20 protein-coding genes are annotated in these 22,129 nt (G+C 71.1%); 14 read left to right on the forward strand and 6 right to left on the reverse strand.

The features are described from left to right. The gene (tal, locus tag OG711_RS29980; protein WP_073790807.1) at positions 1–1,119 is read right to left on the reverse strand and encodes a transaldolase; all 1,119 of its coding nucleotides are present in this window, start codon (positions 1,117–1,119) and stop codon (positions 1–3) included. A 42-nt stretch (positions 1,120–1,161) separates the two neighbouring features. Further along, the gene (gene tkt / locus OG711_RS29985) at positions 1,162–3,252 is read right to left on the reverse strand and encodes a transketolase (RefSeq protein WP_329561609.1); all 2,091 of its coding nucleotides are present in this window, start codon (positions 3,250–3,252) and stop codon (positions 1,162–1,164) included. Positions 3,253–3,886: 634 nt separating this feature from the next. Here tkt and OG711_RS29990 point away from each other — a divergent pair. The 4 genes from OG711_RS29990 (at position 3,887) to OG711_RS30005 (ending at position 9,326) form a co-directional block, all read left to right on the forward strand. After that, on the forward strand, positions 3,887–4,828 hold the full coding sequence (locus tag OG711_RS29990) for a heme o synthase (protein WP_073791633.1): 942 nt from the start codon (positions 3,887–3,889) through the stop codon (positions 4,826–4,828). A 1,556-nt stretch (positions 4,829–6,384) separates the two neighbouring features. Next, positions 6,385–6,756 carry a hypothetical protein gene (locus OG711_RS29995; protein ID WP_329561611.1) on the forward strand — a complete coding sequence of 124 codons (372 nt, stop codon included), beginning with the start codon at positions 6,385–6,387 and terminating at the stop codon, positions 6,754–6,756. 135 nt (positions 6,757–6,891) lie between these two features. Then, positions 6,892–8,223, forward strand: coding sequence for a glutamine synthetase family protein (locus OG711_RS30000; RefSeq protein WP_329561613.1), 1,332 nt, complete (start codon positions 6,892–6,894; stop codon positions 8,221–8,223). Continuing rightward, positions 8,223–9,326, forward strand: a complete 1,104-nt coding sequence (locus tag OG711_RS30005; protein WP_073791631.1) for an amidohydrolase family protein — start codon at positions 8,223–8,225, stop codon at positions 9,324–9,326. Before OG711_RS30000 ends, OG711_RS30005 begins: the two co-directional genes overlap by 1 nt. 9 nt (positions 9,327–9,335) lie before the next feature. Here the strand turns inward: OG711_RS30005 and OG711_RS30010 are convergent, their stop codons facing one another. The 3 genes from OG711_RS30010 to OG711_RS30020 form a co-directional block, all read right to left on the reverse strand. Next, on the reverse strand, positions 9,336–10,340 hold the full coding sequence (locus tag OG711_RS30010; protein WP_329561615.1) for a COX15/CtaA family protein: 1,005 nt from the start codon (positions 10,338–10,340) through the stop codon (positions 9,336–9,338). 78 nt (positions 10,341–10,418) lie between these two features. Next, on the reverse strand, positions 10,419–11,234 hold the full coding sequence (locus OG711_RS30015) for an ABC transporter permease (RefSeq protein WP_329561617.1): 816 nt from the start codon (positions 11,232–11,234) through the stop codon (positions 10,419–10,421). Then, the gene (locus tag OG711_RS30020) at positions 11,231–12,163 is read right to left on the reverse strand and encodes an ABC transporter ATP-binding protein (RefSeq protein ID WP_266514055.1); all 933 of its coding nucleotides are present in this window, start codon (positions 12,161–12,163) and stop codon (positions 11,231–11,233) included. Before OG711_RS30020 ends, OG711_RS30015 begins: the two co-directional genes overlap by 4 nt. A 261-nt stretch (positions 12,164–12,424) precedes the next feature. Between OG711_RS30020 and OG711_RS30025 the strand changes: the two genes are divergently transcribed. From OG711_RS30025 to OG711_RS30060, 8 genes are all read left to right on the forward strand, one after another. After that, on the forward strand, positions 12,425–13,270 hold the full coding sequence (locus OG711_RS30025; protein ID WP_073790795.1) for a helix-turn-helix transcriptional regulator: 846 nt from the start codon (positions 12,425–12,427) through the stop codon (positions 13,268–13,270). Next, a complete protein-coding gene (sufB, locus tag OG711_RS30030; protein ID WP_073790793.1) occupies positions 13,267–14,688 on the forward strand; it encodes a Fe-S cluster assembly protein SufB in 1,422 nt (473 codons plus the stop codon). Before OG711_RS30025 ends, sufB begins: the two co-directional genes overlap by 4 nt. A gap of 87 nt (positions 14,689–14,775) precedes the next feature. Next, positions 14,776–15,957 carry a Fe-S cluster assembly protein SufD gene (sufD, locus tag OG711_RS30035; RefSeq protein ID WP_073790791.1) on the forward strand — a complete coding sequence of 394 codons (1,182 nt, stop codon included), beginning with the start codon at positions 14,776–14,778 and terminating at the stop codon, positions 15,955–15,957. Beyond that, entirely contained in the window at positions 15,954–16,271 is a 318-nt protein-coding gene (locus OG711_RS30040; RefSeq protein ID WP_073790789.1) for a non-heme iron oxygenase ferredoxin subunit, read from the forward strand. The genes sufD and OG711_RS30040 overlap by 4 nt, the downstream gene beginning before the upstream one ends. 7 nt (positions 16,272–16,278) lie before the next feature. Beyond that, the gene (sufC, locus tag OG711_RS30045; protein ID WP_073790786.1) at positions 16,279–17,043 is read left to right on the forward strand and encodes a Fe-S cluster assembly ATPase SufC; all 765 of its coding nucleotides are present in this window, start codon (positions 16,279–16,281) and stop codon (positions 17,041–17,043) included. Next, complete coding sequence (locus OG711_RS30050; RefSeq protein WP_446749966.1) at positions 17,040–18,308, forward strand: cysteine desulfurase; 1,269 nt, start codon at positions 17,040–17,042, stop codon at positions 18,306–18,308. Before sufC ends, OG711_RS30050 begins: the two co-directional genes overlap by 4 nt. A gap of 14 nt (positions 18,309–18,322) precedes the next feature. After that, positions 18,323–18,781, forward strand: coding sequence for a Fe-S cluster assembly sulfur transfer protein SufU (gene sufU / locus OG711_RS30055; RefSeq protein ID WP_329561622.1), 459 nt, complete (start codon positions 18,323–18,325; stop codon positions 18,779–18,781). After that, the gene (locus tag OG711_RS30060) at positions 18,778–19,113 is read left to right on the forward strand and encodes a metal-sulfur cluster assembly factor (protein ID WP_073790780.1); all 336 of its coding nucleotides are present in this window, start codon (positions 18,778–18,780) and stop codon (positions 19,111–19,113) included. Before sufU ends, OG711_RS30060 begins: the two co-directional genes overlap by 4 nt. A gap of 239 nt (positions 19,114–19,352) precedes the next feature. On the opposite strand, the gene OG711_RS30065 is transcribed toward OG711_RS30060, so the two are convergent. Continuing rightward, positions 19,353–21,050, reverse strand: a complete 1,698-nt coding sequence (locus OG711_RS30065) for an MFS transporter (RefSeq protein WP_329561624.1) — start codon at positions 21,048–21,050, stop codon at positions 19,353–19,355. A gap of 194 nt (positions 21,051–21,244) precedes the next feature. Between OG711_RS30065 and OG711_RS30070 the strand changes: the two genes are divergently transcribed. Then, the gene (locus tag OG711_RS30070; RefSeq protein WP_073790778.1) at positions 21,245–21,565 is read left to right on the forward strand and encodes a DMT family transporter; all 321 of its coding nucleotides are present in this window, start codon (positions 21,245–21,247) and stop codon (positions 21,563–21,565) included. Then, positions 21,565–22,098 (forward strand): TetR/AcrR family transcriptional regulator, encoded by a 534-nt coding sequence (locus tag OG711_RS30075; protein WP_266514039.1) that lies wholly within the window; start codon positions 21,565–21,567, stop codon positions 22,096–22,098. Before OG711_RS30070 ends, OG711_RS30075 begins: the two co-directional genes overlap by 1 nt. The last annotated feature ends 31 nt before the right edge of the window (positions 22,099–22,129 follow it).

The following is a 22,129-nucleotide window of genomic DNA, read 5'->3' on the forward strand; positions in this document are numbered from 1 at the left end:
TCAGCCCTCCGAAGGGGCGAGGCGCTTGAGCTCTGCCTCGGTCGACTTGAGCAGATCGTTCCAGGACGCCTCGAACTTCTCGACGCCCTCTTCCTCCAGCAGGTTCACCACGTCGTCGTACGCGATCCCGAGCTTCTCGACCGCGTCGATCTCGGCGCGCGACTGCTCGTAGGTCCCGGCGATGGTGTTCCCGGTGATGGAACCATGGTCGGCGGTGGCCTCCAGGGTCGCCTCCGGCATGGTGTTCACGGTCCCCGGGGCGACCAGGTCGTCGACGTACAGGGTGTCCTTGTACGCCGGGTCCTTGACGCCCGTCGAGGCCCACAGCGGACGCTGCTTGTGCGCGCCCGCCCTGTCCAGGGCCTGCCAGCGGTCCGAGGAGAAGACCTCCTCGTACGCCTCGTAGGCCAGCCGCGCGTTGGCCAGGCCCGCCTTGCCGCGGGCCGCCTTCGCCTCGGGGGTGCCCAGCGCGTCCAGCCGCTTGTCGATCTCGGTGTCCACCCGGGACACGAAGAACGACGCCACCGAACGGATCTTGCTCAGGTCCAGGCCCGCGGCCTTCGCCTTCTCCAGACCCGCCAGGTACGCGTCCATCACCTCGCGGTAGCGCTCCAGCGAGAAGATCAGCGTGACATTGACGCTGATCCCGAGGCCGATGACCTCGGTGATCGCGGGCAGGCCCGCCTTCGTCGCCGGGATCTTGATCAGCGTGTTCGGCCGGTCCACCAGCCACGCGAGCTGCTTCGCCTCGGCGATCGTCGCGCGGGTGTGGTGCGCGAGACGCGGGTCGACCTCGATCGACACCCGGCCGTCCTGGCCGCCCGTCGCGTCGAACACCGGACGCAGCACATCGGCCGCGTTCCGGACATCCGCCGTGGTGATCATCCGTACGGCCTCGTCCACGGTCAGCTTGCGCGCCGCGAGATCGCTGAGCTGCGCCTCGTAGCCGTCGCCGCCCGAAATGGCCTTCTGGAAGATCGACGGGTTGGTCGTGACGCCCACGACGTGCTGCTGGTCGAGCAGCTCGGCGAGGTTGCCGGACGTGATCCGCTTGCGCGACAGGTCGTCCAGCCAGATCGCGACGCCTTCGTCGGAGAGGCGCTTGAGTGCGTCCGTCATGGAAATTGCATCTCCTACTTGATCATTGTTCGTCTGTGTGCGTCAGCGCTGGGCGTCGGCCAGGGATTCCCGCGCCGCGGCCTCGATCGCCTCGGGGGTGAAACCGAACTCGCGGAAGAGGACCTTGCCGTCCGCCGAGGCACCGAAGTGCTCCAGCGAGACGATCCGGCCCGCGTCACCGACGAAGCGGTGCCAGGTCAGCCCGATACCCGCCTCGACCGCGACCCGCGCCTTCACGGACGGCGGCAGCACCGCGTCCCGGTACGACCGGTCCTGCTCCTCGAACCACTCCACGCACGGCATCGACACCACACGGGTCGGCACCCCGGCGGCCTGGAGCCGCGTCCGCGCCTCCACCGCCAGATGCACCTCGGAGCCCGTACCGATCAGCACGACCTCCGGGGCGCCGCCCTCGGCGTCGAAGAGGACATAGCCGCCCTTGGCGGTGTCCTCGTTCGACTCGTACGTCGGCACGCCCTGGCGGGTGAGCGCCAGACCGTGCGGGGCGCCCACACCGAACTCCTTGGTGTACCGGCGCAGGATCTCCCGCCACGCGAGCGCGGTCTCGTTGGCGTCGGCCGGCCGGACCACGTTCAGTCCGGGGATCGCCCGCAGCGAGGCCAGGTGCTCGACCGGCTGGTGCGTCGGGCCGTCCTCGCCGAGACCGACGGAGTCGTGCGTCCACACATAGGTCACCGGCAGATGCATCAGCGCGGACAGCCGCACCGCGTTGCGCATGTAGTCGGAGAACACCAGGAACGTCCCGGCGTAGATCCGGGTGTTGCCGTGCAGCGCGATGCCGTTCATCTCCGCGGCCATGGAGTGCTCACGGATACCGAAGTGGATCGTCCGGCCGTACGGGTGCGCCTCGGGGAGCGGGTTGCCCTCCGGGAGGAACGACGAGTTCTTGTCGATCGTCGTGTTGTTCGACCCGGCCAGGTCGGCGGAGCCGCCCCACAGCTCGGGGATCACCGCGCCGAGCGACTGGAGCACCTTGCCGGACGCGGCGCGGGTGGCGACACCCTTGCCCGTCTCGAACACCGGGAGTTTGTCCTCCCAGCCCGCGGGCAGCTCACCGGCGGCGATCCGGTCGAAGTCGGCGGCCCGCTCGGGGGAGGCGGTGCGCCAGGCGGCGAAGCCCTTCTCCCACTCGGCCTTGGCCTCGCGGCCCCGGTCCAGGGCGCCACGGGTGTGCGCGAGGACCTCGTCGGCGACCTCGAAGGTCTGCTCCGGGTCGAAGCCGAGCACCCGCTTGGTCGCGGCGATCTCCTCGTCACCGAGCGCCGAGCCGTGAGCCGCCTCGGTGTTCTGCGCGTTCGGCGCGGGCCACGCGATGATCGAGCGCATCGCGATGAACGACGGACGCTCCGTCTCCGCCTTCGCGGCCTGGATCGCCGTGTACAGCGCCCGCGGGTCGAGGTCGCCGTCCGCCTTCGGCTCGACGCGCTGGACATGCCAGCCGTACGCCTCGTAACGCCCGAGGGTGTCCTCGGAGACCGCGGTCTCCGTGTCGCCCTCGATCGAGATGTGGTTGTCGTCCCACAGCATGACCAGGTTGCCGAGCTTCTGGTGCCCGGCCAGCGAGGACGCCTCGGCGGAGATGCCCTCCTGGAGGCAGCCGTCACCGGCGATCACGAAGATGTGGTGATCGAAGGGCGAGGCGCCCGGGGCGGCCTCGGGGTCGAACAGGCCACGCTCGTAGCGGGCGGCCATCGCCATGCCCACGGCGTTGGCGACACCCTGGCCGAGCGGCCCGGTCGTCGTCTCCACGCCGACCGTGTGGCCGTACTCCGGGTGCCCCGGGGTCTTCGAGCCCCAGGTGCGGAACGCCTTGAGGTCATCCAGCTCCAGACCGAAACCGGCCAGGTACAGCTGGGTGTAAAGGGTCAGGGACGAGTGCCCCGCGGAGAGGACGAACCGGTCGCGGCCGGTCCAGTCGGCGTCGGCCGGGTCGTGCCGCATCACCTTCTGGAAGAGGGTGTACGCGGCCGGGGCAAGGCTCATCGCCGTACCCGGATGGCCGTTGCCGACCTTCTGTACGGCGTCGGCGGCCAGGACACGGGCGGTGTCCACCGCACGCTGGTCCAGTTCGGTCCAGTCCAGTTCGGTGGTGGTGGTCGGCTTGGTGCTCACCCTGGGTCAGGGCTCCTTCCGAGAATTCAGGAACATGAAGACATGTCTGGCATTTCTTGCGTATCGCGGATATCTGGATACCCGCGACGACGCTGATGCCGGTGTGTCCGAGCGCTCACCGGCCGCTGTCGAGCCTACCGCTGTAGATGACGTGCACTTATTCGAGTCATTTCCAGACTGCCGGGGCCCGACGCGCTTCGCCTGTCGGGGCGCCCCCCGAGTGCACCCGGCCGATCGGCGGGGGGCGGCGGTCCGCCCGCGAGCCCCCCGTCCGGAGCGCGCGCGGACGGGCGCCGCTCTGCTCGGGTGAGCGCCCCCGCGCCTCCCCGGACAGCACCCGATCCGGCCGTCCGGCGCGGGACCGGCATGACGCGACGGACGATCCTCGCCCCTTCCCGCGACCGTCCCCGAAAGGCCGCGCCGGGCGCTCCCACGGCTGTCCCCCGGTCGGCCCCGGACGCCCTTGCGAAGGGTGAACCCCGAGGTCGGAGAGGTCCTCCGGAGCACTCCCCAACACGGCCCACCCCCGCGAAGGGCGAGGTAAGGCCAACGTCTACAGTGGCGTGGTACGCGTGAGCCTTTACCGGGACTTCACACCCGGTGGCTTGCTTTGATGTCTCTGTCAGGGGTGTACGTGACGGCCGTTGAATCCCGTCCGGCGGGACTGCTCGGTACGAGCCGGGGTCACCGGCCGCTGCGAGCCCGGGTCATGGCTTTCGTGGCGCTGACCAAGCCGCGGATCATCGAACTGCTGCTGATCACCACGATCCCCGTGATGTTCCTGGCCCAGCAGGGTGTGCCCGATCTGAAGCTCGTACTGCTGACGACGCTCGGCGGCTATCTCTCCGCGGGCGGCGCCAACGCGCTCAACATGTACATCGACCGTGACATCGACGCCCTCATGGAGCGGACGGCCCAGCGGCCCCTGGTCACCGGAATGGTCTCGCCCCGCGAGACGCTCGTCTTCGGCCTCACCCTCACCGTCGTCTCGACCCTGTGGTTCGGCTTCTTCGTCAACTGGCTCTCCGCGTGGCTCGCCCTCGGAGCCCTGCTCTTCTACGTCGTCGTCTACACGATGATCCTCAAGCGGCGTACCTCCCAGAACATCGTCTGGGGCGGGATCGCCGGATGCATGCCGGTCCTGATCGGCTGGTCCGCCGTCACCAACTCGCTGTCCTGGGCCTCCGTCGTCCTGTTCCTGGTCATCTTCTTCTGGACGCCGCCGCACTACTGGCCGCTGTCGATGAAGGTCAAGGACGACTACGCGCGCGTCGGTGTGCCGATGCTGCCCGTGATCGCGTCCAACAGGGTCGTCGCCCGGCAGATCGTGCTCTACAGCTGGGTGATGGTCGGGGTCTCGCTGCTGCTCACCCCTCTCGGGTACACCGGGTGGTTCTACACCTCGGTCGCGCTCGCCGCGGGCGGATGGTGGCTGTGGGAGGCCCACGCGTTGTTCGCCCGGGCGAAGAGCGGGGTCACCGGCGGGAAGCTCAAGGAGATGCGGCTGTTCCACTGGTCGATCACCTATGTGTCCCTGCTCTTCGTCGCGGTCGCGGTGGACCCCTTCCTCCGCTGAACCCTTTCCGGGTGGGCCGCAGCAAAACCCCCCGGAGCCCCCCTCGTACGCGCCGCCTCCGGCCGCGCCCCGGGGTCCCCTGTGCTGGACGTACTTGTTCCCGTGCGGGCCGTTCGTGGGGTGCGCAGTTCCCCCGCGGGTCGCCTTCGCTCGCGCTTCCCAGGTCCGTCCGGCGGGGCGCACTTCGTTCCTGTGCCGTCGCTCGGTGGGTGCGCAGTTCCCCGCAGGTCGCCTTCGCTCGCGCCGCCGAGGTCTCCTGTGCCGGGCGCATTTGTCCCTGTGCCGTCGCTCGGTGGGTGCGCAGTTCCCCGCGCCCCTGGATGCTGCCCTCTTGCGGTCGCTCTTCGGGTGCGGGCCCGCCCTCGTCTGTGCGCAGTTCCCCGCGGGTCGCCTTCGCTTGCGCTTCCCAGGTCCGTCCGGCTGGGCGCATTTGTCCCTGTGCCGTCGCTCGGTGGGTGCGCAGTTCCCCGCGCCCCTGGATGCTGCCCTCTTGCGGTCGCTGTTCGGGTGCGGGCCCGCCCTCGTCTGTGCGCAGTTCCCCGCGGGTCGCCTTCGCTCGCGCCGCCGAGGTCTCCTGTGCCGGGCGCATTTGTTCCTGTGCCGTCGCTCGGTGGGTGCGCAGTTCCCCGCGCCCCTGGATGCCGCCCTCTTGCGGTCGCTGTTCGGGTGCGGGTCCGCCCTCGTCTGTGCGCAGTTCCCCGCGGGTCGCCTTCGCTTGCGCCGCCGAGGTCTGTCCGGCGGGGCGTACTTCGTTCCTGTGCCGTCGCTCGTGGGTTTCGCGCAGTTCCCCGCGCCCCTGGATGCTGCCCCCTTGCGGTCGCTCTTCGGGTGCGGGTCCGCCCTCGTCTGTGCGCAGTTCCCCGCGGGTCGCCTTCGCTCGCGCTTCCGAGGTCTGTCCGGCGGGGCGCACTTCGTTCCTGTGCCGTCGCTCGGTGGGTGCGCAGTTCCCCGCGCCCCTGGGGTCGCGCCACTTGCGGTAGCCGTTCGGGTGCGGCTGGCCCTTGGTTGCTCGCGCAGTTCCCCGCGCCCCTTTGGGGGCGCCACCTGGGGCTGTTCTCCGTCTGCGGGGACGGGGTTGAACCATCCTCCTCGTGCAGGCGCTCGGCTGCGGGAGGGGGTGGGCGGGAATCTCTGCTCGCAGACTCCGATGCTCTTCAGTAGGACCACACGTACGTCGTACCGAGCGTGTCGGATCGAGGACGGAGAATCCCGACCGGCCCCGACCCGAAGAACAAGCAGAACGCGCCCCAAAGGGGCGCGGGGAACTGCGCGAAGACGAGAACCGGCCCGCACCCGACGAGCGACAGCAAGAGGCAGCATCCAGGGGCGCGGGGAACTGCGCACCCACCGAGCGACGGGCGAGGAACGAAGTGCGTCCCGCCGGACAGACCCGGGAAGCGCAAGCGAAGGCGACCCGCGGGGAACTGCGCGAAACCCACGGGCGACGGCACAGGAACGAAGGGCGTCCCGTCGGACGGACCTGGGAGGCGCAAGCGAAGGCGGCCCGTGGGGAAGGCCACGTTCCCCCCGCCCCTACCCGTCGGTAGGCTCGGCTCATGGCAGAGACGCAGCCCACCCCGGCCCCCGCCCCCGCGGCACCGTCCCCCTCCGGTCCGGCCGACAGGCCACCCCGGCGGACGGCACGCCTCGTCAAGGAGATCCGTGCCTTCGCCGAGGCGCACGGCGGAGCCGGGGCCCAGATCGCCTACCTCGGCCGCAAGGGCGCCCGTATCGTCCTCGTCGGTGACGACGGCCGATGGGGCGATCTCGTCGCCCCGTCCATGACGGTCGCGGAGGATGCCGTACGCCGGTCGGGTGTCACCGTCCACGAATCCTTCGACGGCGACTTCGCCGCCAAGGTCCGCACCGGCCCCTACGAGTGGTCCCGCATGGCCGGAATCCAGCTGGGCGGCCCGCGGAACACATGACTCCCGGCCACCCGGCCCCGCACTCCCGGCCAACCCCGCCCCGCCGGCCCACCGGCCCCGCACAACTCCCTCGCGTCGCCCGCGTTAAGTGGGAGAAGGTGGCAGAGGTCAACGCGTGAGGCGAGGAGTCGGGTCATGGGTGCCAGCGACAGGCGGACGGCGGCGGACGGGGAAGCGGAGGCCAGGGCGGCGCAACTCGCGGCCCGCGGTGTCGAGATGGTCGCCATGACCATCGTCGACAACGCGGGGATCTGCCGGGCCAAGACCTTCCCGCTGGCCCGGCTCCCCCAGGTGGCCGAACGGGGCGTCGGCATGGCCCCCTGCTTCGATGTGTACACCTCCGCCGACCGGATGGTCACCTCGCCGCATCTGGGCGGCCCGGACGGCGACCTGCGGCTCTTCCCCGACCTGGACCGGCTCGTCCCGCTCACCGCGCAGCCCGGCTGGGCCTGGTCGCCCGCCGACCGCTACGAGCAGGACGGCCGGGTCTACGCCTCCTGCCAGCGGCTGTTCGCCCGCCGGATGGCGGACCGCGCCGCCGCCCTCGGACTGCGGCTGTCGATGGGCTACGAGACGGAGTGGACCCTGCGGCGGCCCGACGGCAGCTGCCCCACCACCGGCCCCGCGTACGGGATGAGCCGGGTCGTGGAGCTGTCCGACTACGGCCGTGACCTCGTCCGCGCCCTCGACGAACAGGGCGTGCGCGTCCTCCAGTTCCACCCCGAGTACTCGCCCGGGCAGTTCGAGGTCTCCACCGCCCCCGCCGACGGCCCGGTCGCGGCGGCCGACGACGTGGTCCTCGTCCGGGAGACGATCCGCGGGGTCAGCGCACGGCACGGACTGCGCGCCTCCTTCGCCCCCACGTTCCTCGCGGGCGGCGTCGGCAACGGGTGCCATCTGCACCTCAGCCTGCACCGCGGCACCACCGCGCTGCACCGCGACCCCACCGCCCCGTACGGGCTCGCCCCCGACGCGGCGGCGTTCCTCGCCGGCGTCCTGGAGCGGCTGCCCGCGCTGGTCGCCGTCGGCGCGGGCACCCCGGCGAGCGGGCTGCGTCTCGAACCCTCGCGCTGGGCGGGCGCCTACCGCTGCTGGGGCGTCGAGAACCGCGAGGCCGCGCTGCGGCTCGTGCCCGGCGACGGACACGCCGAGCTGAAGTGCTTCGACGCCACCGCCAACCCGTACCTCCTCGCCGGGAGCGTCATCGCCGCCGGACTCGCGGGCGTCGCGGAGGACGCGAAGCTCCCCGAACCGGTCGTCGGCGACCCGGCCACGCTCACCGGCGTACCCCGGCTCCCGCTCTCGCCGGACGAGGCGATCGGGCAGCTGGAGGCGTCCGATGTGCTGCGCGAGGCCATGGGGGAGGTGCTGTACGAGGCGGTGCTCGCCGTGCGCCGCGCCGAGTCGGAGGACTTCGCGGGCCGCGCCCCGGACGAGATCGCCGCCGGGACCCGGTGGCGGTACTGATGCTGGAGCTGCCGCCGCTGGTCGACCACCACTGCCACGGGGTGCTGCGCGGCGACCTCGGCATCGGCTCGTTCGAGGCGTTCCTGTCCGAGTCCGACGCGCCCGCCGCGCCCGGCACCAGCTTCTTCGACACCCAGACCGGCTTCGCCGTCCGCCGCTGGTGCCCCCCGCTGCTCGGCCTCGACCCGCACGCGCCGCCCGCCCGCTATCTCGCCCGGCGCCGTGAACTCGGCGCGTACGAGGCGGGCCGCAGACTCCTCGGGGACACCGGCATCGGGATGTTCCTCGTCGACACCGGGCTGCCCGGCGATCTCACCGGACCCGAGGAACTCGCCCGTACCGCGGGCGGCCGGTCCCGGGAGATCGTCCGGCTGGAACATCTCGCCGAGCGGGTGGCGGACACCTCCGGCGGCGCGGCGTCGTTCGTCACCGATCTCGCACAGGCGCTGCACGGTGCCGCGCGGACCGCCGCCGGGTTCAAGTCGGTCGCCGCCTACCGGTACGGCCTCGGGCTGGCCCCCGAACCGCCGACCGCCCCCGAGGTGCTGCGGGCCGCCGGACAGTGGCTCACCGGCCGCCGCCCGGCCGGCCGGCTCACCCACCCCGTGCTGCTGCGGCATCTGCTGTGGAGCGCGGTCACCACCGGACTGCCCCTGCAACTGCACACCGGCTTCGGCGACCCCGATCTGCGGCTGGACCGCGCGGACCCGCTGCTGCTCACCGACTTCGTGAAGGCCACCGCCGGACGCGGCTGCGACCTGGTGCTGCTGCACGGCTACCCGTACCACCGGGGCGCGGGATATCTCGCGGCCGTGTTCCCGCACGTCTACGCGGACATGGGCCTCGCCCTCACCCACACCGGCGCCCGCGCGCGGGACGTCCTCGCGGAGATGCTGGAGCTCACCCCGTTCGGCAAGCTCCTCTTCTCCACCGACGGCTACGGTCTGCCGGAGCTGTACGTCGTGGGGACCCGGCTCTTCCGCACGGCGCTCGGCGAACTGCTGGGCGCCTGGGTGCGTGAGGGTGCCTGGTCCCGCGCCGACGCGCGGCGGGTCGCGGGACTGATCGCCGCCGGGAACGCCCGGCGCGTGTACGACCTGTGAGTCCTGGCGTCAGACGGCCGTGAACTCGGGATCGGCCTGGGCGGGCACCCGTACCGTCTCCTCGGGCCGCTCCCGCAGGGCCAGCAGCACCCGCAGGGTGGCGATCCACACCAGGCACGAGCCGAGCATATGGGCGCCGACCAGCACCTCGGGCAGATCGGTGAAGTACTGGACGTACCCGATGGCGCCCTGGGCCATCAGCACCACGAACAGCTCCCGGGTGCGCGCCAGCGGGCCCTTCGGCGCGTCGACCGCCTTCAGCACGAACCACAGCGCGAACGTCAGCGACACCACGACCCACGCGAGGACCGCGTGCAGCGTGGTGACCATCTCCCAGTCGACGTCCATCCGGGGCACATCGCTGGAGTCGCCCGCGTGCGGTCCCGCACCGGTCACCACCGTGCCGACGGCGATCAGCAGTCCGGTCACCACGACCATCACCCAGACGAGCTGCTGGACGGCCTTGCCGACCAGCGGACGCGGGACGCCGTCGCCCTCATGGGTGCGCTGCCACATCACCGTGGCCACCGCGATCAGCGCGGTCGACAACAGGAAGTGCGCGGCGACGGTGTACGGGTTGAGGCCGACGAGGACAACGATGCCACCGAGCACGGCGTTGCCCATGACCAGCCAGAACTGCGCCCAGCCCAGCCGGGTGAGGCTGCGGCGCCACGGCTTCTGCGAGCGGGCGGCGACGATCGCCCAGCCGACCGCCGCGCACAGCACGTACGTGAGCAGCCGGTTGCCGAACTCGATGTATCCGTGCAGACCCATCTCGCTGGTCGCGGTCAGGGAGTCGTCGGTGCACTTGGGCCAGGTCGGGCAGCCGAGGCCGGAGCCCGTGAGCCGGACGGCACCGCCCGTGACCACGATCACGACCATCATCACCAGCGACGAGAGGGCGGCGCGCCGGACCGTCGCGGTGGTGGGGGTCCAGCGTGCGGCGATGTAGGCCAGCGGGTTGCGCGCGGCTTGAGCGAGCTCGGCTCGGGTCACTTTTGGCACGCGCACCATCGTAAGCGGCAGCTTGTGCACGGCTTCACGAGGGGGACGGTCCGGCCTGGCGGGTCTTGTTCCCGGCCTGTTCCCGGCTCATTCCCAGCGGAAGAACCGTGCCGCCGCCCCGAGTCCGAGGACGGCCCAGACGGTGAGTGTCCCGAGATCGGCCCAGGGCATCCCGGCCCCGTCCCGCAGGACGTCCCGCAGCCCGTCGGACAGTGCCGCGATCGGCAGCAGTTCCAGCACCGCGCGGGAGGCCTCCGGGAAGCGGTCCAGCGGGACCACCACCCCGCCGCCGACCAGCAGCAGCAGGAACACCAGGTTCGCGGCGGCCAGCGTCGCCTCCGCCTTGAGGGTGCCGGCCATCAGCAGTCCGAGGCCCGAGAACGCGGCGGTGCCGAGCACGAGCAGCAGCAGCACGGTCAGCGGACTGCCCTCGGGCGACCAGCCGAGGCCGAACGCGATGGCGGTGAGCAGCGCCACCTGGAGCACCTCGACCACCAGGACGGACAGCGTCTTCGCGGTCATCAGGCCCCAGCGCGGCAGCGGGGACACGGCCAGCCGCTTGAGCACCCCGTAGCGCCGTTCGAAGCCGGTGGCGATGGCCTGGCCGGTGAACGCCGTCGACATCACCGCGAGTGCCAGTACCCCGGGCGCGAGGAAGTCGACGGGTTCGCCCGCGCCGGTGTCCACGATGTCGACCGAGCTGAACAGGGCGAGCAGCAGCGCCGGGATGATCACCGTGAGCAGCAGCTGTTCGCCGTTGCGCAGCAGCATCCTGGTCTCCAGGGCGGCCTGCGAGGCGATCATGCGGGCCAGCGGGGCGCTGCCCGGACGGGGGGTGTGGGTGCCGCGGCCGACCGGGGCGCCGACGGGCACCCCGGGGGTGGTGTTGGTCCGGGCGGTCATGAGCGCAGCTCCCTGCCGGTCAGTTCCAGGAAGACGTCTTCCAGGGTGTGCCGCTCCACCGAGATCCGGTCGGGCATCACCCCGTGCTGGGCGCACCACGAGGTGACGGTGGCGAGCAGATGCGGGTCGATGTCGCCGGTCACGCGGTACGCCCCCGGGCTCAGCTCGTCGGCCCGGCTCCCGACGGGGAGCGCCTTCAGCAGGGAGACGAGGTCGAGTCCGGCGCGTCCGGAGAAGCGCAGGGTGTTCTCGGCGCCGCCCCGGCACAGCTCGTCGGGCGAGCCGTGGGCGATGACCTTGCCCGCGTCGATGACCGCGACATCGTCGGCGAGCTGCTCGGCCTCGTCCATGTGGTGGGTGGTGAGGACGACGGAGACCCCGTCGGCGCGCAGTTCGCGCACCAGGTCCCAGGTCGCGCGGCGGGCCTGCGGGTCGAGTCCGGCGGTGGGCTCGTCGAGGAAGACCAGCTCCGGGCGGCCCACGACGGCCATGGCGAGGGCGAGGCGCTGCTGCTGGCCGCCGGACAGCCGCCGGTAGGTGGTCCGGCCGCAGCCGCCGAGGCCGAGCCGGTCGATCAGGGCGGGGACGTCGAGGGGGTGCGCGTGGAGCCCCGCGACATGCCGCAGCATCTCTTCGGCGCGGGCGCCGGAGTACACACCACCCGACTGGAGCATCACCCCGATCCGGGTCCGCAGGTCCGCGGCCTGGCGGACCGGGTCGAGCCCGAGGACCCGTACGGTTCCCGCGTCCGGGCGGCGGTAGCCCTCGCAGATCTCCACGGTGGTGGTCTTCCCGGCGCCGTTGGGTCCGAGCACGGCGGTGATCCCGGCCTCGGCGACCAGGTCGAGCCCGTCGACGGCGGCCCTGGGGGATTTCTTTCCGTACCGTTTCACCAGTCCGTGGACCTGGAGGACGGGCTCGCTTCGCATGGGTCGGAAGTCTAGGGAGCGGCCAGGGGTGCCGGGGCCACCGGGGTGACCCGCCGGGGCCGGTACGCCGCGCCCGGCCCGGTTCCGGACCCGGGCGGCGGGGGGCGGCGGGGGAGCGGGGGCCGGGGAGCGCGGGGCCGGTGGCGTGGCGGGTCCTTTAGCAGACCGACCCCGGTTAGGTAACCCTTAGTGACCAAGGCCACCGTGCCCGCTGACCTGGGTTGCTTGTCCGGGCTCGGGGATTTACGCAACAATGGCGTTGTGAAATACGTCGGCGAGGCCCGGGTGACTCCGCAGGGAGGCCCTCAGGAGGAGTCCGCGACCGGTGAGCGTTCCACACGCAACCGGGTCGCGCGCTCCATCCTGGACCACGGCCCGTCGACCGTGGCCGACCTCGCGGGCCGCCTCGGCCTCACCCAGGCCGCCGTCCGCCGCCACCTCGACGCACTCGTCACCGACGATGTCGTCGCGGCGCGCGACCAGCGGGTCTACGGGGCCCGTACCCGGGGCCGGCCCGCCAAGGTGTTCGCCCTGACCGAATGCGGCCGGGACGCCTTCGACCAGTCGTACGACGAGCTCGCCTCCGAGGCGCTGCGCTGGATCGCGCGGGCCGCCGGTGGCGGAGCCGCCGGTGAGGCCGCGGTCGCCGCGTTCGCGCGGGACCGGATCGAGTCCCTCGCCGAGACGTACCGGGCCGCGGTCGAGGCCGCGCCCCCGGACAAGCGTACGGAGGCCCTGGCGAAGGCCCTGACCGCCGACGGGTACGCTGCTACGGCGCGAAGCGCGCCCGGTCGGCAGCGCGGCGAGCAGTTGTGCCAGCACCACTGCCCGGTCGTCCATGTCGCGGAACAGTTCCCGCAGCTCTGCGAGGCCGAGACCGAGATCTTCTCGCGGCTGCTCGGGACCCATGTCCAGCGACTGGCGACCATCGCCCACGGCGACGGCGTCTGCACCACGTACATCCCGAACGTGCCGGCCGCCCCCGAGGGGCCGGACGGGACGGAACCGCGGGAACCACCGCGGGCGCCGCACCAGGCATCACCCAAGACAGCGCCCCGAACAGCGCGAGACCCATCAGCAAGCACGGCCGGGAGGAACCCCGCATGACTCTCCCCACGGAGACCGCCCACCCCGAACTCGATGGCCTTGGCACGTACGAATACGGCTGGGCCGACTCCGACGAGGCCGGTGCCGCGGCGAAGCGCGGTCTCAACGAGGACGTCGTCCTGGACATCTCCGGCAAGAAGAGCGAGCCGGAGTGGATGACCAAGCTCCGCCTCAAGGGGCTGCGGCTGTTCGAGAAGAAGCCCATGCCCAGCTGGGGCTCGGACCTGTCCGGGATCGACTTCGACAACATCAAGTACTTCGTGCGTTCCACGGAGAAGCAGGCGGAGTCCTGGGAGGACCTGCCCGAGGACATCAAGAACACGTACGACAGGCTCGGCATCCCCGAGGCGGAGAAGCAGCGCCTGGTCGCCGGTGTCGCCGCGCAGTACGAGTCCGAGGTCGTCTACCACCAGATCCGTGAGGACCTGGAGGAGCAGGGCGTCATCTTCCTCGACACCGACACCGCCCTCAAGCAGCACCCGGAGCTCTTCAAGGAGTACTTCGGCACGGTCATCCCCGTAGGCGACAACAAGTTCGCGTCGCTGAACACGGCCGTGTGGTCCGGCGGCTCGTTCATCTACGTCCCCAAGGGCGTGCATGTCGAGATCCCGCTCCAGGCCTACTTCCGGATCAACACCGAGAACATGGGCCAGTTCGAGCGGACGCTGATCATCGTCGACGAGGACGCCTACGTCCACTACGTCGAGGGCTGTACCGCGCCGATCTACAAGTCGGACTCCCTGCACTCCGCGGTGGTCGAGATCATCGTGAAGAAGGGCGCCCGCTGCCGTTACACGACCATCCAGAACTGGTCGAACAACGTCTACAACCTGGTCACCAAGCGCGCCGTGGCCTACGAGGGCGCGACCATGGAGTGGGTCGACGGCAACATCGGCTCCAAGGTCACCATGAAGTACCCGGCCGTCTACCTGATGGGCGAGCACGCCAAGGGCGAGACGCTGTCCATCGCCTTCGCGGGCGAGGGCCAGCACCAGGACGCGGGCGCCAAGATGGTCCACATGGCCCCCAACACCTCCTCGAACATCGTCTCCAAGTCGGTGGCCCGGGGCGGTGGCCGCACCTCCTACCGCGGTCTGATCGAGATCGGTGAGGGCGCGCCCGGCTCCAAGTCGAACGTCCTGTGCGACGCGCTGCTCGTCGACACGATCTCCCGTTCCGACACCTACCCCTACGTCGACGTCCGCGAGGACGACGTCTCCATGGGGCACGAGGCGACCGTCTCCAAGGTCTCCGAGGACCAGCTCTTCTATCTGATGAGCCGCGGCCTCACCGAGTTCGAGGCCATGGCGATGATCGTGCGCGGCTTCGTGGAGCCGATCGCCAAGGAGCTCCCCATGGAGTACGCCCTTGAGCTGAACCGGCTGATCGAGCTCCAGATGGAGGGCGCGGTCGGCTGACCCCGGCCGCCCCGCCGTCCCGGGGGTCCGGCCCCCGGACCCCCGCAGCGTCACGTCTTATCCCAGAAAGCGAGCACTACGACAGCCATGGCTGAGGCTCAGAATCTCCCGGTGGGGTCCACCACCGCCGGCGCCATCGCGGTGGCGGCCGAGTCGACCGTCGCCACCCGCATGAGCGCGCCCCCGTCCTTCGACGTGGCGGACTTCCCCGTGCCCCACGGCCGTGAGGAGGAGTGGCGGTTCACGCCGCTCGACCGGCTGCGCGGACTGCACGACGGCACCGCCGTCGCGACCGGCTCCGTCAAGGTCACCGTCGAGGCCCCCGAGGGTGTCGTCGTCGAGACCGTCGGCCGTGACGACGCGCGCCTCGGCCGGGCCGGCACGCCCGTCGACCGGGTCGCCGCGCAGGCGTACTCGTCCTTCGAGACGGCGTCCGTGATCACCGTCCCCAAGGACACCGTCCTCACCGAGCCGGTGCGGATCGCGGTCCACGGCGAGAGCGGTACCGCGTTCGGCCACCAGGTCGTCGAGCTGGGCGCCTTCGCCGAGGCCGTGGTCGTCGTCGACCACACCGGTGACGCCGTCCTCGCCACGAACGTCGACTACGTCCTCGGTGACGGGGCCAAGCTCACCGTCGTCTCCGTGCAGGACTGGGACGACGAGGCCGTCCACGTCGCCCAGCACAACGCGCTGATCGGCCGGGACGCCCTGTTCAAGTCGGTCGTCGTCACCTTCGGCGGGGACCTCGTACGTCTCCACCCCCGGGTCGCCTACGCGGGCACCGGTGGTGAGGCCGAGCTGTTCGGTCTGTACTTCACCGACCGGGGCCAGCACCAGGAGCACCGTCTCCTGGTCGACCACAACACCCCGCACTGCAAGTCCAACGTCGTCTACAAGGGCGCGCTCCAGGGCGACGGCGCGCACGCGGTGTGGATCGGTGACGTGCTGATCGAGGCCAGGGCCGAGGGCACCGACACCTACGAGATGAACCGGAACCTCGTCCTCACCGACGGTGCCCGGGTCGACTCCGTGCCGAACCTGGAGATCGAGACCGGTGAGATCGTCGGCGCCGGACACGCCTCCGCCACCGGCCGCTTCGACGACGAGCAGCTCTTCTACCTGATGGCCCGCGGCATCCCCCAGCAGGAGGCCCGCCGTCTCGTGGTGCGCGGCTTCTTCGCCGAGCTGGTCCAGCAGATCGGCCTGCCCGACGTCGAGGAGCGGCTGATCACCCGGATCGAAGAGGAGCTGGAGGCGTCGGTCGCATGACGTTCGTACGCGCCTGCGGAGTGAGCGAGCTGGAGGACGACACCCCGAAGAGGGTGGAGCTCGACGGCACGCCGGTCTCGGTCGTCCGTACCGAGGGCGAGGTGTTCGCCATCCACGACATCTGTTCGCACGCGAACGTCTCCCTCTCCGAGGGCGAGGTGGAGGACTGTCAGATCGAGTGCTGGCTGCACGGCTCCAGCTTCGACCTCCGCACCGGCAAGCCGTCCGGCCTTCCCGCGACGCGCCCTGTTCCCGTATACCCCGTAAAGATCGAAGGGGACGACGTGCTCGTCTCCCTTTCCCAGGAGTCCTGAGGCACCCATGGCAACGCTTGAAATCCGAGACCTGCACGTCACCGTCGAGGCCGACAACGCCACGAAGGAGATCCTCAAGGGCGTCGACCTGACCGTGAAGCAGGGCGAGACGCACGCCATCATGGGCCCCAACGGCTCCGGCAAGTCGACCCTCGCCTACTCGCTGGCCGGTCACCCCAAGTACCAGATCACCGGGGGCACCGTCACCCTCGACGGCGAGGACGTCCTGGAGATGTCCGTCGACGAGCGGGCCCGCGCCGGCCTGTTCCTCGCGATGCAGTACCCCGTCGAGATCCCCGGCGTCTCCGTCTCCAACTTCCTGCGCACCTCCGCCACCGCCATCCGCGGTGAGGCCCCCAAGCTGCGGACGTGGGTCAAGGAGGTCAAGGAGACCATGCAGCGGCTCCACATGGACCCGGCCTTCGCCGAGCGCAACGTCAACGAGGGCTTCTCCGGCGGCGAGAAGAAGCGCCACGAGATCCTTCAGCTGGAACTGCTCAAGCCGAAGATCGCGATCCTCGACGAGACCGACTCCGGCCTCGACGTGGACGCCCTGCGGGTCGTCTCCGAGGGCGTCAACCGCGTCCGCGGCACCGGCGAGGTGGGCACCCTCCTCATCACGCACTACACCCGCATCCTGCGGTACATCAAGCCCGACCAGGTCCACGTCTTCTCGGGCGGCCGCATCGTCGAGTCCGGCGGCGCCGAGCTCGCCGACAAGCTGGAGAACGAGGGCTACGAGGCTTACGTGAAGGGTGGCGCATCCGCGTGACTGTGGCCCGACAGGGGCTCTCCGGCCTCCTCGACACCGAGGCGATCCGCAAGGACTTCCCGATCCTGGACCGGGTGATCCACGGCGACAAGAAGCTGGTGTACCTGGACAACGCGGCCACGTCCCAGACGCCGCGCCAGGTCCTCGACGTGATCTCCGAGTACTACGAGCAGCACAACGCGAATGTGCACCGCGGTGTCCATGTGCTGGCCGAGGAGGCCACCGCGCTGTACGAGGGCGCGCGTGACAAGGTCGCCGCGTTCATCAACGCGCCCAGCCGCGACGAGGTGATCTTCACCAAGAACGCCTCCGAGTCGCTGAACCTCGTGGCCAACATGCTGGGCTGGGCCGACGAGCCCTACCGGGTGGACCACGAGACCGAGATCGTCATCACGGAGATGGAGCACCACTCCAACATCGTCCCGTGGCAGCTGCTCTCGCAGCGCACCGGCGCGAAGCTGAAGTGGTTCGGCCTCACCGACGACGGCCGTCTCGACCTGTCGAACATCGAGGAGGTCATCACGGAGAAGACGAAGATCGTCTCCTTCGTGCTGGTCTCCAACATCCTCGGCACGGTCAACCCGGTCGAGGCGATCGTGCGCCGTGCCCAGCAGGTCGGCGCGCTCGTCCTCATCGACGCCTCGCAGGCCGCTCCGCACATGCCGATGGACGTCCAGGCGCTCCAGGCGGACTTCGTGGCCTTCACCGGCCACAAGATGTGCGGTCCGACCGGTATCGGGGTGCTGTGGGGCCGCCAGGAGCTCCTGGAGGACCTGCCCCCGTTCCTCGGCGGCGGCGAGATGATCGAGACGGTGTCCATGCACTCCTCGACCTACGCGCCCGCCCCGCACAAGTTCGAGGCGGGCACCCCGCCCATCGCGCAGGCGGTGGCGCTGGGCGCGGCCGTCGACTATCTCGACGCCATCGGGATGGACCGGATCGCACAGCACGAGCACGCGCTCACGGAGTACGCCGTCAAGCGGCTCCTGGACGTGCCCGACCTGCGGATCATCGGCCCCACCACGGCCGAGGACCGCGGCGCCGCGATCTCGTTCACACTCGGTGACATCCATCCGCACGACGTGGGCCAGGTCCTCGACGAGCAGGGCATCGCCGTCCGCGTCGGTCACCACTGCGCGCGGCCGGTCTGTCTGCGCTACGGAATTCCTGCGACCACGCGGGCGTCGTTCTATCTGTACTCCACGCCGGGCGAGATCGACGCTCTGATCGACGGCCTGGAGCACGTACGGAACTTCTTCGGCTGAGGGGCTCTGGGATCGTGAAGTTGGACTCGATGTACCAGGACGTCATCCTGGACCACTACAAGCACCCGCACGGGCGTGGTCTGCGGGACGGTGACGCCGAGGTGCACCACGTCAACCCGACGTGCGGTGACGAGATCACGCTCCGGGTGAAGTACGAGGGACGGCGGATCGCCGACATCTCGTACGAGGGGCAGGGGTGCTCGATCAGTCAGGCGAGCGCCTCGGTGCTGAACGACCTGCTCGTCGGCAAGGAGCTCGACGAGGCCCAGAAGATCCAGGGCGTCTTCCTGGAGCTGATGCAGTCCAAGGGCCGCATCGAACCGGACGACGCCATGGAGGAGGTCCTGGAGGACGCGGTCGCGTTCGCCGGGGTCTCCAAGTACCCGGCACGGGTGAAATGCGCCCTGCTGAGCTGGATGGCCTGGAAGGACGCGACGGCCCAGGCTTTCGCGAAGGAGGCGAGGAGCGCATGAGCGACAACGAGACACTGATGAAGCCCGCGTCGGAGGAAGAGGTCCGCGAGGCACTCCTCGACGTGGTCGACCCCGAGCTGGGGATCGACGTGGTCAACCTGGGGCTGATCTACGGCGTCCATGTGGACGACGCGAACATCGCCACCATCGACATGACGCTCACCTCGGCGGCCTGTCCGCTGACCGACGTCATCGAGGACCAGGCGAAGTCGGCCACCGAGGGCATCGTCAACGAGCTGCGCATCAACTGGGTGTGGATGCCGCCGTGGGGCCCCGACAAGATCACGGACGACGGCCGTGAGCAGCTTCGGGCGCTGGGCTTCAACGTCTGACCGCTGCTCGAACACCGTTCGATCGCCCTTCGGGTGCCGCTCGGACACCGCCGAGCACCCCCGGCCACCCGTACCGGGCCTCGGCACACGCGCTTCACCCGGCCCCACCGGACACCTCCGGTGGGGCCGCGTGCTGTCCCACGGGTACCGGGACGGTGCCCCTGTCCTTCACGGGACCGGGACGGTGTCAGACGGGGGTACCGGGACGGTGTCCCTGTCCCCACGGGTGCCGGACGGTGTCAGACGCCCCGGCCGGCGGGGGTGGCCGGGGTCTCGGGCGCCGGGTCCTGATCCGCCGCCGCCGTCCCCGCCGCCGCCGGGCGCGCCCCGGCCCTGGCCTTCGCCCTCGCCCCGGCCGTGGCGGCGCGGGCGGTGAAGGTGCCCGCCGCGCAGATCACCGCGAAGCCGAGCAGGGTCCAGCGGGCCTGGCCCAGCGGTGCCGGTCCGCCCACCGCGACCAGCACCCCGGCGACCGCCGTACCGAACGCCGTGGCCAGCGAGGTCACCGTCGCGATGGCCGCCGCCGCCCGGCCGCCCTCCCCGGGATCGGCGGTGGACGTCATCGCGGCCACGGACAGATGCGGGTACGCCGCCCCGATCCCCGCGCCCGCCAGGAACAGCACCGGGACCCAGACGGCCACCAGCGCGAGCGGCGCGTCCGCGCGCTGGAGCAGCCCGAGGACCGCGAGCCCCGTCGCCAGGACCACCGGTCCGGCGACCAGCAGCCGCCGCACGGTCCCGGCGCGGGTCACCGACGAACTGGCGATCTGGGTGAGCGACCAGCCCAGTGACACCGCCGCGCCGAAGAATCCGGCCGCGAGCGGCGGGAGCCCGCCGAGCCGCTGGCCGAACAGCGGGACGAACGCCTCCACGGCGACCCCGAAGGACAGCAGCGCGAGCGTCAGGTACACCCACTTCAGCGGGGAGTCCGACCGGTAGGTCGCGGCGGGGAACACCCGTACCGGACCGCGCCGCTCGTACGCCACGAACGCGGCCGTCAGCACCAGCGCCGCGGCGATGCCCAGGGCCATCGCCCAGGCCCGCTCCAGGACAGCGGTCACGCTCACTGCCGTGGTCGCGGCGGTGACCAGCGCGAGCGACCCGAACGGCACCGGGCCCGGTGTATCGCTCCGGCCACCGCGCGGGACCACCCGGACCACGGCGGCGCAGCACACCGCCGCGACCACCGCCATCAGCGCGAACGCCGTCCGCCAGGAACCGAACTGCGCGAACAGCCCGCCGAGCGCCGGACCGGCGAAGTTCCCGACGCCGTACATCGCGGACATCAGCGCGTTGCCCCGGGTCCACAGCCGCCGGGGCAGCGCCGTACGGATCACGGCGAAGCCGAGGCCGGACAGCAGTCCGCCGCCGAGCCCCTGCACGGCCCGCCCCACCAGCAAGGTCGGCATCCCCGGACTCACCGCGCAGACCAGCGACCCCGTGAGGAACAGGGCGAAGCCCGTGACATAGGCGCCGGTGTTCCCCCAGCGGGCCAGCGACCGGCTCACCAGCATCGTCGCGATCACCATGGCGACCAGGTAGACCGTCATGCCCCAGGCGTACAGCCGCTCACCGCCGATGTCGGCGACCGTCGTCGGCAGCAGGCTGGACGCGAGATAGATGTTGACCGCGCCGACGAGCACCCCGGCCGCCATCACCAGCGCGGCGCCCCGGTGCTCGGGCCCCAGCAGTTCCCGCCAGCGGGGCGGGGCGTCGGCAGCGGGGGTGGGGGCGGCGGGAAGGGCGGGTCCCGGCGGTGCGGAGGGGCGGGTGCGGTGGCGGCCGGCGGGGGCACCGTGGCTGTCGGGGTCGGCGGTGGTGTCGGGGTCGGCGGTGGTGTCGGGTCGGGCGTGCCCGGCGCCGCCGTCGGAGGCACCGGGTCCGCCGGGTCCGCCGTGGTTGTCGGGGCCGGTGTTCCGGCCGTTCGGGGGAGTCATGTATTCGAGCGTTCCATTGAAGGAACCCCGGAGACTTCGCCCCCGAATCAGGCGGCAGGGACCTCGCTGACCTGGGGGTTTCGTCGTTCCGCTCGGGATCGGGTCTCCAGTCGCGGTGCGGGGTGCCGGGGTCCGCCGGTGCCGGGGAGCGCCGATATGTACGGCCGTACCCATCGATAGGTACACTCGTACACATGGGATATCTGTTCCTCGCCGGTGCCATCGCCGCCGAAGTCGTCGCGACCACCTCGATGAAGTACAGCGAGGGGTTCAGCAGACTGTGGCCGTCCGTGATCACCACGATCGGCTACGTCATCGCGTTCACCCTGCTCGCGCAGACCCTCAAGACCGTGCCGGTCGGCTCGGCGTACGCGATCTGGGCCGGGGTGGGCACCGCGGTGATCGCCGCGATCGGGATGCTCTTCCTCGGGGAGGCCCTGACCGCCTTCAAGGTCGCGGGCATCGCCATGGTCATCGGCGGCGTGGTCCTGCTCAATATGGGCGGGGCCCACTGATGGCCCGCCGGTACGACCCCGAGCGGCGGCAGCGGATCATCGACGCGGCGATCCGGGTGGTCGCGGACCAGGGCATCGGCGGCCTCAGCCATCGCACGGTGGCCGCCGAGGCGGACGTACCGCTCGGCTCGACCACCTACCACTTCAGCACCCTGGACGAACTGACCGTCGCCGCGCTGCGCCAGGCCAACGAGAACGGCTCGGCGTTCTTCGCGGAGCGGCTCGACGGGGGCGGCGATCTCGCGGCGGACGTGGCGCGGGCGATCGGCGAGTGGATCGCCCGGGAACGCCGCTGGGTGGAGGTGGAGTACGAGCTGTATCTCGCGGCGCTGCGCAGACCCGCGCTGCGGCCGGTCGCCGCCGAATGGGGACGCGAATTCGTCGAGCGGCTCACCGCACGGACCGACCCCGTCACCGCGAAGGCGCTCGTCGCACTGGTCGACGGGATCTGTCTCCAGGTCCTGCTGACCGGCGCGGACTACGACGAGGAGTACGCCCGCGAAGCCCTGTCCCGGGTGGTCCGCGCACCCTGACCCGGGCCGTACGGGCCGCCATTGGCCCAGC

The sequence above is a fragment of the Streptomyces uncialis genome, assembly GCF_036250755.1.
GTDB classification, from domain to species: Bacteria; Actinomycetota; Actinomycetes; order Streptomycetales; family Streptomycetaceae; genus Streptomyces; species Streptomyces uncialis.

Excerpts from the sequence above, each read along its gene's own strand:
- OG711_RS30000 (WP_329561613.1), top strand. The coding sequence starts at position 6,892 with ATGGGTGCCAGCGACAGGCGGACGGCGGCGGACGGGGAAGCGGAGGCC.
- tal (WP_073790807.1), bottom strand. The coding sequence starts at position 1,119 with ATGACGGACGCACTCAAGCGCCTCTCCGACGAAGGCGTCGCGATCTGG.
- OG711_RS30010 (WP_329561615.1), bottom strand. The coding sequence starts at position 10,340 with ATGGTGCGCGTGCCAAAAGTGACCCGAGCCGAGCTCGCTCAAGCCGCG.
- OG711_RS30020 (WP_266514055.1), bottom strand. The coding sequence starts at position 12,163 with ATGCGAAGCGAGCCCGTCCTCCAGGTCCACGGACTGGTGAAACGGTAC.
- OG711_RS30065 (WP_329561624.1), bottom strand. The coding sequence starts at position 21,050 with ATGACTCCCCCGAACGGCCGGAACACCGGCCCCGACAACCACGGCGGA.
- sufC (WP_073790786.1), top strand. The coding sequence starts at position 16,279 with ATGGCAACGCTTGAAATCCGAGACCTGCACGTCACCGTCGAGGCCGAC.
- sufB (WP_073790793.1), top strand. The coding sequence starts at position 13,267 with ATGACTCTCCCCACGGAGACCGCCCACCCCGAACTCGATGGCCTTGGC.
- OG711_RS30060 (WP_073790780.1), top strand. The coding sequence starts at position 18,778 with ATGAGCGACAACGAGACACTGATGAAGCCCGCGTCGGAGGAAGAGGTC.
- OG711_RS30005 (WP_073791631.1), top strand. The coding sequence starts at position 8,223 with ATGCTGGAGCTGCCGCCGCTGGTCGACCACCACTGCCACGGGGTGCTG.
- OG711_RS30015 (WP_329561617.1), bottom strand. The coding sequence starts at position 11,234 with ATGACCGCCCGGACCAACACCACCCCCGGGGTGCCCGTCGGCGCCCCG.
- OG711_RS30040 (WP_073790789.1), top strand. The coding sequence starts at position 15,954 with ATGACGTTCGTACGCGCCTGCGGAGTGAGCGAGCTGGAGGACGACACC.
- sufD (WP_073790791.1), top strand. The coding sequence starts at position 14,776 with ATGGCTGAGGCTCAGAATCTCCCGGTGGGGTCCACCACCGCCGGCGCC.
- OG711_RS30075 (WP_266514039.1), top strand. The coding sequence starts at position 21,565 with ATGGCCCGCCGGTACGACCCCGAGCGGCGGCAGCGGATCATCGACGCG.
- OG711_RS29995 (WP_329561611.1), top strand. The coding sequence starts at position 6,385 with ATGGCAGAGACGCAGCCCACCCCGGCCCCCGCCCCCGCGGCACCGTCC.
- OG711_RS30070 (WP_073790778.1), top strand. The coding sequence starts at position 21,245 with ATGGGATATCTGTTCCTCGCCGGTGCCATCGCCGCCGAAGTCGTCGCG.